At 37.5% G+C, this 16,562-nt stretch carries 10 protein-coding genes; 7 read left to right on the forward strand and 3 right to left on the reverse strand.

Annotation, left to right across the window (positions count from 1 at the left end; translation table 11 throughout):
- Positions 1-23: 23 nt before the first annotated feature.
- Positions 24-2,321 carry a translocation and assembly module lipoprotein TamL gene (gene tamL / locus GGR21_RS18565; protein ID WP_183308768.1) on the reverse strand — a complete coding sequence of 766 codons (2,298 nt, stop codon included), beginning with the start codon at positions 2,319-2,321 and terminating at the stop codon, positions 24-26.
- A gap of 256 nt (positions 2,322-2,577) precedes the next feature.
- On the opposite strand from tamL, the gene GGR21_RS18570 reads away from it, so the two are divergent.
- The 6 genes from GGR21_RS18570 to uvrC all read left to right on the forward strand — a co-directional run bounded on the left by GGR21_RS18570 (position 2,578) and on the right by uvrC (position 10,357).
- A complete protein-coding gene (locus tag GGR21_RS18570) occupies positions 2,578-4,395 on the forward strand; it encodes a YgiQ family radical SAM protein (protein WP_183308769.1) in 1,818 nt (605 codons plus the stop codon).
- A gap of 56 nt (positions 4,396-4,451) precedes the next feature.
- Entirely contained in the window at positions 4,452-4,961 is a 510-nt protein-coding gene (locus tag GGR21_RS18575; RefSeq protein ID WP_183308770.1) for a TlpA family protein disulfide reductase, read from the forward strand.
- A 180-nt stretch (positions 4,962-5,141) separates the two neighbouring features.
- Positions 5,142-5,873, forward strand: coding sequence for a copper homeostasis protein CutC (locus tag GGR21_RS18580; protein WP_183308771.1), 732 nt, complete (start codon positions 5,142-5,144; stop codon positions 5,871-5,873).
- A gap of 103 nt (positions 5,874-5,976) precedes the next feature.
- Positions 5,977-7,851 carry a tRNA uridine-5-carboxymethylaminomethyl(34) synthesis enzyme MnmG gene (gene mnmG / locus GGR21_RS18585; RefSeq protein WP_183308772.1) on the forward strand — a complete coding sequence of 625 codons (1,875 nt, stop codon included), beginning with the start codon at positions 5,977-5,979 and terminating at the stop codon, positions 7,849-7,851.
- Positions 7,852-7,926: 75 nt separating this feature from the next.
- Positions 7,927-8,478 (forward strand): adenine phosphoribosyltransferase, encoded by a 552-nt coding sequence (locus tag GGR21_RS18590; protein ID WP_183308798.1) that lies wholly within the window; start codon positions 7,927-7,929, stop codon positions 8,476-8,478.
- A gap of 52 nt (positions 8,479-8,530) precedes the next feature.
- Entirely contained in the window at positions 8,531-10,357 is a 1,827-nt protein-coding gene (gene uvrC, locus GGR21_RS18595; protein WP_183308773.1) for an excinuclease ABC subunit UvrC, read from the forward strand.
- Between the two features lie 230 nt (positions 10,358-10,587).
- Here the strand turns inward: uvrC and GGR21_RS18600 are convergent, their stop codons facing one another.
- Both GGR21_RS18600 and sppA read right to left on the reverse strand, forming a co-directional pair.
- On the reverse strand, positions 10,588-11,556 hold the full coding sequence (locus GGR21_RS18600; RefSeq protein WP_183308774.1) for a glycoside hydrolase family 43 protein: 969 nt from the start codon (positions 11,554-11,556) through the stop codon (positions 10,588-10,590).
- Positions 11,557-11,614: 58 nt separating this feature from the next.
- Positions 11,615-13,372, reverse strand: coding sequence for a signal peptide peptidase SppA (sppA, locus tag GGR21_RS18605; RefSeq protein WP_183308775.1), 1,758 nt, complete (start codon positions 13,370-13,372; stop codon positions 11,615-11,617).
- Positions 13,373-13,897: 525 nt separating this feature from the next.
- Here sppA and GGR21_RS18610 point away from each other — a divergent pair.
- The gene (locus GGR21_RS18610) at positions 13,898-16,561 is read left to right on the forward strand and encodes a TonB-dependent receptor plug domain-containing protein (RefSeq protein WP_183308776.1); all 2,664 of its coding nucleotides are present in this window, start codon (positions 13,898-13,900) and stop codon (positions 16,559-16,561) included.
- The last annotated feature ends 1 nt before the right edge of the window (position 16,562 follow it).

Here is a 16,562-nt window from a genome sequence, read left to right on the forward strand (position 1 = left end):
TGAAACTACATGAATTATACTTATTAGAATGGGTATCCGATCCCGAAATGGAACGCTGTATATTTACGGCGTGGTTTAAAAAGGACAAATTTCTTTGAATCTTCTCCCGGATCGTAGGCTCTAAGCCCCACGTCGAACCGGATAAGCAGGAAGCTAAGATCGAGACGGAGACCAACACCATAGGCTACAGCTATTTCTTTATAAAACTCTTTAAAGTCGAATTGTCCGCCCGGCTGACTATCATAATTTTTCAGTGTCCATATATTTCCGGCATCGATGAATTGGGCAAATTCAAACATCGTGGTCAGTTTCATCCTGTTCTCTATATTCAAATCCAACTTCATATCGCCAGTCTGGTTAACAAAGTCACTGGTTGCACCATCGGGACGCCGGTATGAGCCCGGCCCCAGAGTCCTGGTACTCCATCCCCTTACACTATTAGCCCCTCCCGAGAAAAAACGTCTCTCGAAAGGCAGCACTGTGGAATTTCCATAAGGATGTGCCAGCCCCAGTCCTGCACGATAAGCTACTGAATGCCGTTTGGAAAAATAGAGTGTATGAGAATATTCCAGCGTCCCCTTCACATATTCGGCATAGGCAACACCCAATATTTTCTTCTGTCCCAGCTCATCCTCCTTAGCTCCGTTAATCGCGGTTACAAGACGAGGCAGAGCTCCCGAAACTTCAATAGAACCACGCAGAGCATAGGTTGGACGCAAAGGGCTTACCCGGCGGCCGTTAACCAAAGTAAAGTTATAAGCAGTACGGGTTACCAGTTGGTCGCGGTAACTTTCTCGTAGCAACGGATTATTCGGGTTTTGCAGATATGTACTATCAAATACAGGATCTACCCAAGGCATACGTATATAGTTGATATCGAACAAATCGAATCCATGTTGCAGGCGTCCCCTCTTGGTAGCCCAGCTATAGTTAACCCCCATATTAAAGAACTGGCGGGTATATTGTTTACGATGCTGATTATTGAGTCCTATACTAAATTTGGTAGACGACATCGGTTGTTCGCGCCAGCTTTTCTTGAGCCAGGGGAACAGAAACATGGGAAAGGTGAGACTGGTTTCTATACCATATTCGTAATAGTTTTCGGTAAGGGCATTATTATCCTTGCTACCCGGGACAAACTCATAAGCACCTTTCAGCCGTATATTCAGGACTTCTCCCCCATTGAACAGGTTTTGATGCTGATAAGATACACTGGGCGCAACACCAAGGTCTCCGGCTGAGTTAGTCCCGTCCAACGCAGCTTTAAACCAATGGGCATTGGCAGGCATCAGCATAATTGTGGCATCGAGCAAAGTACTGTCTTTCGCCGATGGAACAGTGGTTATATTCACCTGCTTTATAGCTCCCATTCTACTGAAAGACTGATAAGTCCAGTTTTGTATCATATCAGAATAATAGGCTCCTTTACGGATGAAATTATTACGGGCAATGGCCGAATTAGTCAGGAAGTTGTTTCTACCCCTTATTATCTTAATACCTCTGTATTCCGTAGTATCTGCACGTCTGAAAAACCATTGATTTGTATTGATACGTCCTCCCTGTCCTCCCGAGAAGTCGGAAGAACGTAAACCCGAAATCACGGTCACATCATTCATCTTATATCTCTTGTAAGGCAGGCTGTCAGGTTTCGGATAAACATCCATAAACATATTCACCTGATGAGAGTTGAGCGTGGAATCTACCTTGAAATAGACAAACTCTTTAGAGAAGTCATAATAGCCGACATTACGCATAATCTCATTTATGCGCAGACGTTCTTCTTCCAGCATATCGATATCATAGAAATCGCCCTTGTTAAGTAAAGGTGTAGACGGTATTATGCCCATTATACGGGCTATGGTAGTGTCGCTGATTGCATATTCATAGTCTTTGATGGTATAGGGAGTCCCGCCTTTCAGCACATAGGTCACTTTCATTTTTTTACCACTCTTATCCTCTTGCAGTAAAGTATCACCGACAGCATTCAGATAGCCCTGATTTTGCAGTTGCTTTACCAGCTGATTCTTCGATTGCTGCGTAAGAGAAGGGCTATAAATAACCGGAGCTTGTCCTATATTCCTTATTGTACGGTTAATCCAGCTACTGTCTTGCCCGGCCATATTATATATACCCAGACCGATTTTAAAACCGGTATTCGGCTGCTGCCGGACAAAATCTTCAAGATCGGAAGTTGCATTTTTCGTATCATGTTTTATCTCTATACCATCCAGTAGGAATTGTCCCTCCGGAATGTTCTTTGTTGTATTACAGGCAATAAATACCAGAACAGTGGAAAATGTTATAACCAGTTTTTTCTTCATTACAATAATTAACGCCAATCAGTAGTAAGTATTTTATTAGTAGTGATTTTAGTCTCTAGTTTTATGTTGCCTCCACTTAAAAGAGGAGAAATATAAAATCGATTTCCGGGAACTATTGAAAATAATCCAACTATTAATTTATAATAATTAACGCTTTACAAATATACAATGTTTAACAATAGGTACATTAAAAGAGTTAAGAATCCTCATATATAAACGGTTAATTTAGAAAAAGAGATAACTTTGCATCCTGATTATGAGAGAATATAAGCTTACGGACTGGCAACCGACCACAAAAAAGGAAGTGGAACTGAAAGGATGGGATGAACTGGATGTTATCCTGTTCACAGGAGACGCATATATCGATCATCCATCTTTTGGAGCAGCAGTTATCGGGCGTCTATTGGAATCCCAGGGCCTGAAAGTAGCAATAGTTCCACAGCCCAATTGGAGAGACGACCTCCGTGATTTCAAAAAACTGGGAAAACCCCGTTTATTTTTTGGTGTAACAGCCGGAGCAATGGATTCGATGATCAACCATTACACGGCAAACAAGCGCCTGCGCTCCGATGATGCTTATACTCCCGATGAAAGGGCTGGAATGCGCCCCGACAGAACATCTGTGGTCTATACCAATATACTGAAAAATCTGTTCCCCGATGTTCCCGTATTGCTGGGAGGAATTGAAGCCTCGTTGCGCCGGGTTACCCATTACGATTATTGGGACGATAAGCTTCGTAAGTCAATTCTTATCGATTCGAAAGCAGATTTACTTGTGTACGGGATGGGAGAAATGCCGCTGAAAAGGATTATTTCTGAATTACAATCAGGGAAAAAACTGGATCAACTCACCAATGTGCCACAAACAGCTTTTTTTAGCGATAAAAAGGATATTTCACAACAAGAAATAGATATCTGGTTGTACTCTCATGAAGAATGTGAATCGGATAAACTGAAACAGGCCAAGAATTTCAAGGTGGTAGAAGAGCAGTCGAATATGATGAACGCATCGCGCATCATACAAACATACGGAGATAAGGCTGTTGTCATCAATCCGCCATATCCACCGATGGAAGAAAAGGAGATAGACTCATCTTTCGATCTGCCATATACCCGTCTGCCCCACCCTAAGTATAAAGGTAAGACGATCCCTGCATTCGAGATGATAAAATTCTCGGTCAATATGCATCGAGGGTGCTTTGGAGGCTGTGCTTTCTGTACAATTTCTGCTCATCAGGGTAAATTTATTGCATCACGGTCGAAAGAATCGATACTGAAAGAAGTGAAACAAGTTATTGAAATGCCCGATTTTAAGGGATATATCAGCGATTTGGGAGGACCATCGGCCAATATGTATAAGATGAAAGGCCGGGACAAAAATATTTGTGCCAAATGCAAACGTCCGTCCTGCATTCATCCTAAAATTTGTAAGAATCTGGATGTGGATCATTCCCATTTACTAGATATATACAAGGCTGTGGATTCTTTACCTAAGATCAAAAAGTCTTTTATTGGCAGCGGAGTACGCTACGATATGCTGCTCCACAGGAATGAGGACAACCGGTTGAACAAAATATCCGATGAATACACAAAAGAACTGATATTAAATCATGTTTCGGGACGACTGAAAGTCGCGCCCGAACATACTTCGGACAAAGTCCTGAATTATATGCGAAAACCCTCTTTTGATCAGTTTTACGCATTTAAAAAGACTTTCGACAGATTGAATAAAGAACATGGAATGAAGCAGCAGCTTATCCCCTACTTCATTTCTTCACACCCCGGTTGCAGCGAAATGGATATGGCTGAGCTAGCAGTAGCTACCAAGCCGTTAGGTTTTAAGCTGGAACAGATACAGGATTTTACACCATCGCCAATGACACTGGCGACTGAAATTTATTATACAGGCTATCATCCGTATACATTGGAAAAAGTATATACAGCCCGCACAAAAGAACAAAAACTGGCACAACGGCAATATTTCTTCTGGTATGATAAGAATTACCACCCGCAGATCGTTAAGTCATTGAAAAAGCTTAAACGTGAGGATTTATTGAAAAAATTGTATATTTAGCGAATAAATTTTATATATAGCAAACAAGGAATCAAAGAATTATAAAACTTACGGAAATGAAAAAGATAATTATTTTACTAAGTATATTTATTATTACTTCAACACTGTCGGCGCAAGATGCTGACGATCTGGTAAAAACGGGTGACATTATGCCCGAGTTCAAGTTAACATCTACTGTAAACGGTAATATAGATTCAAAGGAACTAAAAGGTAAGATCATATTAATCAATATATTCGCCACATGGTGCCCTCCCTGCCAGCTCGAACTGGCCGAAATAAAAAACGACCTGTGGCCGAAATACAAAGACAATCCGAAATTTGTAATGCTAACTGTTGGTCGTGAACATTCAGATGAAGAACTGACTAAATATAATGAGAAAAAAGGATTTACTTTCCCGTTATATCCTGATCAGAAACGTGATTTCACATCTAAATTCGCAACAAAAAGCATTCCCCGCTCCTACATTGTAGACGAAACAGGTAAAATTATATATACATCTTTGGGTTTTCAGAAAAAGGAATTTGAGAGTTTAATGAAAATTCTTGATGAAAAATTAAGTAAATAATGCCGATTAGTCGTTAAAGGAGTCATCACTCATTTTACTAATTAGTAGTCAATGAATTAGAAGTATCAAACGCATATTTGGTTCTACCGATTTACATTCTATGCAAATTCTACTTAACTACTAAGTTGCTTAGCAACTGATAACTACTTGACTACTTTAACTACTTATAATTAAAATAAAATGATATCATTAGAAGTCTGTGCAAATTCCACTAAGTCGGCTATCGAAGGACAAAAAGGCGGAGCCATCAGGATAGAATTGTGTGATAACCTGGCTGAAGGGGGTACGACTCCTTCCCTGTCACAAATAGAAAAAACAAGACAACTGGTTGATATACAATTAAATATATTAATACGCCCACGTGAAGGAGATTTCCTATACAGTGATCTGGAATTCGAGATAATGAAGCAAGACATACATTATTGCGGACATGCAGGTTGCGATGGTGTAGTCTTTGGGATTCTGAATAATGATGGTTCCATCGATAAAAAAAGGAATAAAGAATTACTCAAAATCGCTAAAGAATATGACATGAATGCAACTTTTCACCGGGCTTTCGACCGCTGTAAAGACTTATTCTCATCTCTGGAAGATATTATTGAGCTTGGATTCGATCATATACTCACATCAGGAGGGGAAAAAACGGCTCCTGAAGGAAAAGACACTTTAAAGAAACTGATAGAACAGGCTGATAACAAGATTGTTATAATGCCTGGAGGAGGAATTACAGAAGAGAATATCAATGAACTTGCAAAATATACAGGATTAAAAGAGTTTCACGGTTCATTCAGAAGTCGAATACAAAGCCAGATGGAATATTTCGCTCCTATAGACGATACAGGAGAGTATACAATTTTACAAACAGACGTCAATAAAGTAAAAGAAGCAATACTAAATGCCAATAAGATTTGAAAAGAATAAAACAGGAAGACGATAAAACATTAACTTTGCATCGTCTTTTTTATTTTAAAGACATACTTTTTTTATTACTTAATTATTCCAACAAAAAAATAAAATGAATTTCAAATATGATGTGATTGTTGTCGGGGCAGGCCATGCCGGTTGCGAAGCAGCAACAGCAGCAGCCAACATGGGCTCGAAAACTCTGCTGATAACGATGGACATGAACAAAATAGCCCAAATGAGTTGCAACCCTGCCGTGGGAGGAATTGCAAAAGGACAGATCGTCCGCGAGATAGATGCGCTGGGTGGACAAATGGGAATAGTGACTGACACCACAGCTATTCAATTCCGTATGCTCAACAAATCAAAAGGTCCGGCCATGTGGAGTCCGAGAGCACAAAGCGACAGAGCACATTTTATAATGAAATGGCGTCAGATTATAGAGAATACAAATAACCTTTTTATTTGGCAGGATACTGTTACTTCATTGATCATTGAGGACAAAACAGTGACCGGAGTGAAGACAGCTTTAGGCGTAAATTTCTCGGCTAAATCGGTTGTTTTGACTAATGGTACTTTCCTGAATGGATTGATGCATATAGGCAAAACACAACTTGGCGGAGGCCGTGTTTCCGAACCGGCTTCGTTCGGAATTACCGAACAATTGAGAGAAACCGGATTCACTACCGACAGAATGAAAACCGGAACACCGGCCCGAATCGATGGACGTAGCGTTGACTTCAGTCTGATGGAAGAACAAAAAGGTGAAGATGATTTTCATAAATTCTCTTACCTGGATTTCAAGCCGAGAACGCTGAAACAACTTAGTTGCTGGATCACCTATACCAACGAAGATACACATGCAACTTTGCGCGATGGATTGGACGATTCTCCGTTATATAATGGCCAGATAAAAAGTATTGGTCCACGCTATTGCCCGAGTATAGAAACTAAGATAGTAACCTTTGCCGACAAAACATCACACCAGTTATTCTTAGAACCGGAAGGAGAAAACACTCAGGAATATTACCTGAATGGATTCTCATCCTCTCTCCCACTCCATATACAGATCGAAGCGCTACAAAGAATTCCGGCATTCAGAAACATACATATATACAGACCGGGTTATGCTATCGAATATGATTTCTTCGATCCTACCCAATTAACCCATACGCTGGAAACAAAGCTTATAAAAAACCTATTCTTCGCCGGGCAGATCAATGGAACAACCGGTTATGAAGAAGCCGGAGGACAAGGCCTGATGGCAGGAATAAATGCGCATATAAATACACATGGAGGCAATCAATTTATCCTGAAAAGAGATGAAGCCTATATCGGCGTATTAATCGACGATTTGGTTACCAAAGGGGTGGATGAACCCTACCGTATGTTTACATCAAGGGCTGAATATCGCATCCTCCTCAGACAAGATGACGCCGACATGCGCCTAACGGAAAAAGGATATACTATAGGACTGGCCACAAAAGAACGCATCGATTTATTAAACGAGAAAAAAGAAGAGATAGACAGAGTCACCGATTTTGCATCTAACTATTCTTTAAAGCCAGAATACATAAACCCAGGACTGGAAAAACTAGGAACAAGCCCATTAAAGCAAGGTATAAAACTGAAAGATGTGATCACACGTCCGCAAATAACAATAGATGGCATCGCGGAATATATTCCAGCTTTCAAAACAGAGCTAGATAAAATACCAAACAGAAAAGAGGAAATAAAAGAAGCTGCTGAAATAAAAATAAAATACGACGGCTATATAAAAAGAGAACAATTAATAGCAGACAAGATTACACGGCTCGAAAACATCCGGATAAAAGGAAAGTTTAATTATGAAAACATTCTTTCCTTATCTACTGAAGCTCGTCAAAAATTATCGAAAATAGATCCCGAAACATTAGCACAGGCAAGCCGAATACCTGGGATTTCACCCAACGACATATCCATATTATTAGTACTTTTAGGAAGATAAAAATAATTGTTCCACGTGGAACGCAAACAAAAAAAACGAATTGTTCCACGTGAAACATTAAAAAATAAAACAAAAATGAATCAAATTTCAAGAGAAGAAAAATTAGAAATTTTAAAACAAACAGTAAGAAATATTCCCGATTTTCCAATTCCGGGAATACAGTTTAAAGACGTGACTCCCCTATTCAAAACAAAAGAATCTTTATCAATATTGACAGATGTTCTTTTGGATGAATATAGAAATAAGGGAATAACAAAAGTAGTTGGTATAGAATCTCGTGGATTTATCATGGGCCCAATCATGGCACTCAAACTTGAAGCCGGATTCGTTCCTATAAGAAAACCCGGAAAACTTCCGGCTGAAACGTTCGAGGAAGAATATGAAAAAGAATATGGCGCAGATAAAATACAAATTCATAAAGACGCTCTCTCTTCTGAAGATGTTGTGTTAATTCATGATGATCTGCTAGCAACAGGAGGAACAATGCTCGCCGCCTACAAACTCGTAAAGAAAATGGGAGTAAAGAAAGTTTATATAAATTTCATCATAGAGCTTGAAGAGTTAGAAGGAAGAAAACTTTTCCCTGAAGATATAGATGTAAGTGCCCTTATTAAATTTGAAATATAGGATTCATATTTACAGGGCGCAAAATTTCTGTTAATTTATAAAAAGACAAATAATGGATAATATTAATGATTATCTGAAAAATATAATACAGAATATTCCTGACAAGCCGGGGTGTTATGAATACTTCGACGAGAAAGGTGTGATCATATATGTAGGAAAAGCAAAGAATCTAAAAAAACGCGTTTCTTCTTATTTTTCCAAAACTCATAATGACAGCCCGAAAACACGGATACTCGTAAGCAAAATCAGAGATATCAAATATATTATTGTTGATACCGAGGCCGATACTCTTCTATTAGAAAACAATCTGATAAAAGAATTTCAACCCCGCTACAATGTCATGCTCAAGGATGACAAAACATATCCATCTATTGTAATAAGGAATGAATATTTTCCAAGAGTAGAATTAACAAGAAAAATAGAAAAAAATAAATCTCAATATTTTGGTCCTTATTCAAATGTACCAAGTGTAAAAGCTTTGTTAGAATTTTTACACAAAATCTACCCTATCCGCACCTGCTCTTTAAATCTTACACCTGAAAATGTAGCAGAAGGAAAATATAAAGTATGCCTGGAATATCATATCAAAAGATGCCTAGGTCCATGCGTCGGATTACAGCCCCTGGAAGATTACAATAAAAATATTGAGTCTATAAAAGAGATTTTGAAAGGCAACACAAACATTGTGAGCGACGAAGTATATGCAAAAATGCTTGAAATGGCTGAAAAACAAGAGTTTGAGGATGCCAATATCCTGAAAAACAAATACTTGTTGATAGAAAACTTCAAAAATAAATCGACTGTTGTCAGCAGCATAAAATATAATATAGATGTATACAGCTACGATGAAGATGAAAACTCTGCATATATCAATTATTTGAATGTACACAATGGTGCTATCATACAGGTATATACATTCGAGTATAAAAAACGGATGGATGAATCTAAGGAAGAACTCCTCGGCCTGGGCATAGTAGAAATGCGCGAGCGTTTTGGATCGAAAGCAAAAGAAATAGTTGTGCCATTCTATCCTGATGTCACAATTGATGACGCTGAATTTGCAATTCCTCTACGGGGAGATAAAAAAAAGCTCCTCTTACTTTCTATACAAAATGTAAGGCAATATAAGATAGATAAACTGAAAAAATCAGAAAGCCTGAATCCAGAACAGCGAAGTGTAAGGATACTCAAGGAAATTCAAAAAGACCTGAACCTCAAAGAATTACCTGTACATATAGAATGTTTCGACAACTCGAATATACAAGGAACCAATCCTGTATCGGCCTGTGTGGTTTTCAAAATGGGAAAACCTTCGAAAAGAGATTATCGTCATTTCAATGTAAAAACTGTAGAAGGCCCTGATGACTTTTCCACCATGCGCGAAGTAGTTTACCGCCGATATCACAGACTAATGGAAGAAGAGTCTCCCCTACCCCAACTCATCGTTATAGACGGAGGTAAAGGACAACTGAGCGCCGCCTGCGAATCCCTTAAAGCATTGGGAATATATGGTAAAGTAGCCATTGTTGGCATAGCTAAACGGCTCGAAGAAATATATTATCCCGAAGATTCAATTCCTTTATACCTGGATAAGAATTCCGATTCGCTGAAAGTATTACAACACCTTCGGGATGAAGCGCACAGATTTGGTATCACCTTCCATCGGAATCAACGGAGTAAAAAACAGATCAAGTCGGAACTGGATAATATTAAAGGTATAGGTGACGAAACCAAAAGACTGTTACTCAGAGAGTTCAGAAGTGTAAAGAGAATAAGACAGGCCGAAGACTCTGAACTACACAAGATTGTAGGTAAACATAAAACTGCCCTCATCAGAAAATACTTCGAAGATAAAGACAATAAGGATCAGGAAGATTAGATAATTCTTATTATTCAATAATAACTTTTCTCATATTTTCCCGTTTCCGTAAATTCTTTATGAAATATAAATGTACTGTACAGATTATCAATTGTTTATATTTTCATTCCACCATCAAGATGTTTATACAAAAATGGACGATATTCCAGATGAGCACAAATGTAACTCACTCAGTAATAATTACCAGAATATTGAAGTAGATAATAATCACAAGACTATTTTCACTACTATCAATAATCAGAGTTATTCACAATTTCCGTCTTTATTATATTACTACTGCTCATGGTCATTTTTCCATCATTATTAATATTCATATCAGTAATATACATCAACCGGGGATGTACATCCGACGTACTGAAATGAGCATGGAAAACATACTTGCTTTTGCCATCTTTATCCAGAAACATAGCGCCATGCCCTACCCCAACCAAATTTGGCTTTGGCTGTTGCAATAACGGATTTTCTCCCGCTTTCTTCCATTCACCCAATGGTGAAGAAGAAGTAGCATATCCCACTCCGTAATTCTGGCTTTGATAATGATTAGCAGAATATATGAGGTAATAAATACCATTCTTTTTAACTAGAGACGGGCCTTCTGCCACCTTCCCCATCGAAGTTTCCCAAGGTTCGGAAGCTTCGATACATCTGGTAAGAGTTTCTTCCTTTATGGTTACCAAATCATCCTCCAGTTGAGCTGCCCAAATAACATTACCATTAGTAAATCGTACAAAATATAAATAAGGTGTATTGTCATCATCGACAAACAAAGAAGAATCTATAGATTTTTCTTCTCTCATAGGCTTTTTTTCATCCTGAATAAAAGGTCCTAAGGGAGAATCGGAAACAGCCACACATATATGTTCCTCAGCTGAGTAGTACATATAAAATTTATTATTCGACTTGTTATAATAAACCTCAGGAGCCCAGAAACCCCATTCTCCATAAGAGTTTTTCTTATCTAAAGCCAATATAAAATGCTTTTTCCACAAATTTAGTGAATTAGAATAATATACTTCTATTCCGTCTTTTGAATGTGTGCCATAAGCATAATATGTGCCATCGTGATAGAGTATGAAAGGATCAGCTAAAGCCACAGGAGAAGACACTACTTCCGTTTTCAATTCACAAACATTCCCTTCGTCACTATTTCCATAACAGATAAATGAAAAGCAGGAAATCAAGCACAAAATAAGATTCATAGTAATAAATTTTATAAACTAAAAAGCCTGTTTAGATTAAAACAGGCTTTTATTTATTTTATTTAATTATCATATCGTAAGGCATACGTGCCTGAACAAAATCCTGTTCTTTTATCTCTTTTAATATCTTAAAGTATTCGTAGTCAGCTCCCAGATAATCTTTCAAAGCCTTAGTAGTCAATTCTTCTTTCTGATTAGACAGGAAAGCTTCGAAGAAATCAACTTTACGAGGAAAATCACGTAATGAATAGTTTTCCAGTTCAGCCAATTTAGCCGCTTCTTTTATAGCTGTCTCAATACCACCTATTTCGTCCACAAGCCCGATTTCCAAAGCCTTGTTACCTGTCCACACACGTCCCTGAGCTATCATATCAAGTGAATCTTTCGGTATGCCACGACCATCAGAACAACGTGTAAGGAATAAATCATATCCACGCTCTATATAACTCTGAAGTATCACTTTTTCATCGTCCCTCATCGGACGGGTCATATTACCAAAGTCGGAATATTTATTTGTCTTAACCACATCGACGCTAACGCCTATTTTTTTTGTCAAACCCTCAATATTAGGAAACATACCGAATATGCCTATCGATCCTGTCAGTGTATTCGGCTGTGCAATGATTTTATTTGCGTTACATGAGATATAGTAACCACCCGAAGCGGCATAGTCACCCATAGACACCACCACTGGTTTTTTAGCTTTCAAAAGTCCCACAGCTTCCCATATTTCTTCCGAAGCATAAGCACTACCTCCACCTGAGTTAACGCGGAATACAACGGCTTTTACTTTGTCATTATCCCTTAGTTTTTCTATTTCCTTCACATAACGCTTACTGGTAATACCTTCCCTACCCGATCCGTCTGTAATAGAACCTTCTGCATATAATACGGCTATTATATCTTCCGATTTATCTCCTTTTACAGCAGGAACAGTCGTTATATCATTTACTGACGCCAGATGTACATCTTTTACTTTTTCTACTTCAAGCAGGTTTTTCAGATATTCTTTTACACCCGTTTCATACATAAGAGTGTCTACCATACCGTTTGCCAACATTACCGATGCTTCTCTGAAAGTAGGAAGAGAATCGGTAAGCACATTCAATTTTTCGGGAGATATATTACGCGATGATGATATATCGGTAATAATTGTGTTCCAAGCGTCATTTATATACGCCGAAAGCTGTTCGCGGTTAGCATCACTCATTTTATCCAGCATGAATGGCTCAACAGCCGACTTAAAGGTTCCTACCTTGAATATCTGCATCTCCACTCCTATTTTATCAAGCAATCCTTTGTAGAACATAGGCGTAGCTGCCAATCCGTGCAAATCTAAATTCCCTTGTGGATTCAATATCACTTTATCGGCTACCGAAGAAAGATAATAACATCCCTGAGTATATATGTCGGCATACGAAATTATAAATTTGCCGCTTTCTTTAAAATCCAGCAACTGATTTCTAATTTCTTTTATAGATGCTCCACCGGCAGAAAAAGCTCCGGCATGAATATAAATACCCTTTATTTTATCATTTTCTTTTGCTTTCTTTATAGACGATAAAACATCATCCAGACCGATTTGTGGTTCCTGATCCTGTCCCAAAAGAGCAAGAAACGGATTCCCATCTTCTACCCTTTCCGATAATACACCTTCCAGTTTCAGTGTAAGCACGGTATTATCCTTCAGTGTATACTTATCCGAAGAACTGAATGACATTGAAGCTATTGAAATGAAAAGTATAAGAAAAAACAATCCTAAAACTATAAAGCAGCCGACTATTGAGCCCAGCATACCCTTAAAAAAATCTTTCATCTTTCTATTATTTATATTTATAAGTTACAAAAATACATATTTATCTGATAAAAAGCTATTTATACAGCATTATCATCTCTTATTTAATTCAATATATAATATGTTGATATAATGTTGAAAACTGTTGAAATATTTTTTAATAAAAATTTAATGGTTTCTAAACAAAAACATCATATATGAAATAAGTCGCAACAAACAATTAAAAATCACAGAAAATTATAAGACTTATTTCAAACCTTTATTAACAACAAATCAAAGAAAATAAAAAATAAGTTTTTAACAATAATAGTTATCAACAGCTTTTTAATAAAGTTCACAAAACGCTTTATATAAATAATTTGACTATTTTTACTCCGTTTAATAACTTTCTTTGTACATACAACAAACTTTTAATATCAAAATATACAAGTATTCATACAAAAAAGAATAAACAGTATTAACAGTCAATAATCATAACCATGATTTTTTTTAAGTTTTAAATAAAAAGAATATATATTAATATCATTTGATAACTACTATCATTATATGAAAATCTCTTACATAAAAACACTTATAACTTCATTTATCATCGGTTCAACAATACCGGTGGAAGCTCAAAATGAAATTGATCCTCTACCCGACTCCATTATTGCAAATATCGCAGATAATTTTCAGAAACAAGTGAGAATTTATCCTCAGGAAAAAATATATGCACAAACCGATAAACCTTATTATATTACAGGAGAAGACATCTGGTTCAGAATATACCTTGTGGATGCTTATTCCAATCTGGTAGATACTACGAGTCGCTATGTGTACGCCGAGCTCATCGATCCTGTGGATTCTGTTGCAAGCAGGGTGAAAATAAGACCTGTGAACGGAGCTTATCACGGATATATTAAACTGCAAGAAGATATGCCCGAGGGGGAATATATGTTGCGGTTCTATACCAAGTTTATGGAAAGCCTGGGTGATAATTATTTTTTTAAACGATCGGTACGTATAGGTGATCCACTATCAGCTCTTTACAGAACAGAATCTAAATTTGAATACGAAGATAAAGGAAAGGTCAACATAGAGCTGAAGTTTATCGACATAAAAAATAATAGTCCGATAAAGCCTGATAATCTTGAAATAATAGATAATAAAGGCGAATTGAGGACAATAAAGATAAAAGACGACTATACAGCTAACATATCGCTAAAATTTTCGGATAGGGAAAACAACAACAGGCAGCTGTATATAAAGTATGACTACGATGGTAAATTTCACAAACAGTTTATTTCTATTCCTAACAATCCCGATTTTGATGTTTCTTTTTTACCTGAGGGTGGGCATAATATTGCCGGAGTTGTTAACAGGATTGCTTTTAAAACGCTAAATTCGGATGGATATGGTGAAGATATAGAAGGTATAATAGTTAATACAAAAGGAGATACTGTAGGCGATTTCAATTCCAATCATCTGGGCATGGGATTGCTCCTGTTTCAACCAGAGGTCGATAGTATGTTTTATGCTATTTGTAAAAATAAGGCGGGGCTGGTTAAAAAATATAAGTTGCCTGATGCTGTAACTGGCCATATAGCCTTGCAGGTAAATAACAGGCCCGACAGGTATGTTATCTCGCTTCGTAACCCGTACGATGCTCCTGTAGATAACGCATCGTCCTTGTATGTGGCAATACAATGCCGGGGACAAATACTGAATGTGTTTCAGTGGGATAATACCAAGCCCTTCATGTTTTTACCAAAAGAGCAATTACCTTCAGGGGTTATTCAGTTTCTATTGATTGATTCAGATAAGAATCCGATTAGCGAAAGGCTCGTTTTTAATATTAGTGAGACTGATACAACCAAGGTGGATTTTTTTACAAATAAAAGTAATTACGGACAGAGAGAACAAGTAAAAGGTTCTATAAAATTATCCAATTATGAAAATAATCCCGTAATGGCCAGTTTTTCGGTTTCGGTGACCGACGATAAGGATATAAAGCCTGATACTTGTGTAAATATACTATCCACATTGTTATTGACATCAGAGGTGAAAGGATACATAGAATCGCCGGTTTATTACTTTTCAGATATGAATGTTGATAAAGCAGGTAAACTCGATTTACTGATGATGACTCAGGGCTGGAGCAGGTATGACGTAGAAAAAGTACTTAAAGGAGACTTTGAAAGACCTAAAAATTATCTTGAACTGGGACAGTATATATCGGGTTCGGTGAAGGGTGGTTTGTTTATGAATAAAAAATCGGGTGGATATCCTGTTACCCTGATTTCATCAAAGGGAGGTGTGTTTAACCAGACATTGACAGATGAAGAAGGAAAATTTCATTTTCTGGGCTTTGAAGCGCCTGACAGTACTTCATTTATTATACAGGGATTGACGAAAAAAGGTGGTGATCGTGTGGAATTACTTATAGATAATGAGACTTTTCCTCAAAGTAAATTTACTTTACCTCATACCTATACAGATAGTCCTTCTTTTGAAAAATACATGGAAAAAGCCGATCAGAATTTTATAGTGACTAATGGTATGCGTATGATCTATCTGAAGGATATAGAAATTATAGGAAAAAAGAATTCACTGTCAGAGAGAGGGAAATCCACATTTTCTTCGGGTATGAATCCACGTGTATCGTATAAAGATTTTGAAAAATATCATCCAAACGATATATTTCAGGTTCTCAGAAATTTTGGAGGAGTCGTAGTGACAGGTGACAAAGTATCTATCCGTGGTGGTGGCGATCCTTTGGTATTAGTTGATGATATACAGTATGAAGCGGAATTTTTATCTTCTATACCTATACAGGATGTAGACGAAGTGGAAGTAATAAAAGATGGTACTGCCGCTATTTTCGGAATGCGCGGAGCTAATGGAGTTATTATGATAACGACAAAAAGAGGTGAAATAACCAGTGCAAGGGATATAAAATTCAATATAAAATATATTACACCTCTTGGTTATCAGGTTACCAAAGAATTTTATTCACCCAGGTACGAAACCGAAGACAAAAAATCAAACCCGAATCCCGATCTGCGTACTACCATCCATTGGGCTCCTTCTCTTAAAACTGATAATAGTGGAAGTGCTGCCATTGATTTTTACACATCCGACGGATCTACTTCTTATTCGGTAGTTGTAGAAGGTATTACAACTAATGGGTCATTGATTCACTCTGTTCATAAAATATCACGTAAAGACTAAA

This window comes from Dysgonomonas hofstadii, assembly GCF_014196915.1.
GTDB classification, from domain to species: Bacteria; Bacteroidota; Bacteroidia; order Bacteroidales; family Dysgonomonadaceae; genus Dysgonomonas; species Dysgonomonas hofstadii.

What these genes read in the sequence shown, in the direction of transcription:
- uvrC (WP_183308773.1), top strand. Translation starts at nt 8,531, where the DNA reads ATGGATAATATTAATGATTATCTGAAAAATATAATACAGAATATTCCT.
- mnmG (WP_183308772.1), top strand. Translation starts at nt 5,977, where the DNA reads ATGAATTTCAAATATGATGTGATTGTTGTCGGGGCAGGCCATGCCGGT.
- GGR21_RS18610 (WP_183308776.1), top strand. Translation starts at nt 13,898, where the DNA reads ATGAAAATCTCTTACATAAAAACACTTATAACTTCATTTATCATCGGT.
- GGR21_RS18575 (WP_183308770.1), top strand. Translation starts at nt 4,452, where the DNA reads ATGAAAAAGATAATTATTTTACTAAGTATATTTATTATTACTTCAACA.
- GGR21_RS18570 (WP_183308769.1), top strand. Translation starts at nt 2,578, where the DNA reads ATGAGAGAATATAAGCTTACGGACTGGCAACCGACCACAAAAAAGGAA.
- GGR21_RS18580 (WP_183308771.1), top strand. Translation starts at nt 5,142, where the DNA reads ATGATATCATTAGAAGTCTGTGCAAATTCCACTAAGTCGGCTATCGAA.
- sppA (WP_183308775.1), bottom strand. Translation starts at nt 13,372, where the DNA reads ATGAAAGATTTTTTTAAGGGTATGCTGGGCTCAATAGTCGGCTGCTTT.
- tamL (WP_183308768.1), bottom strand. Translation starts at nt 2,321, where the DNA reads ATGAAGAAAAAACTGGTTATAACATTTTCCACTGTTCTGGTATTTATT.
- GGR21_RS18590 (WP_183308798.1), top strand. Translation starts at nt 7,927, where the DNA reads ATGAATCAAATTTCAAGAGAAGAAAAATTAGAAATTTTAAAACAAACA.
- GGR21_RS18600 (WP_183308774.1), bottom strand. Translation starts at nt 11,556, where the DNA reads ATGAATCTTATTTTGTGCTTGATTTCCTGCTTTTCATTTATCTGTTAT.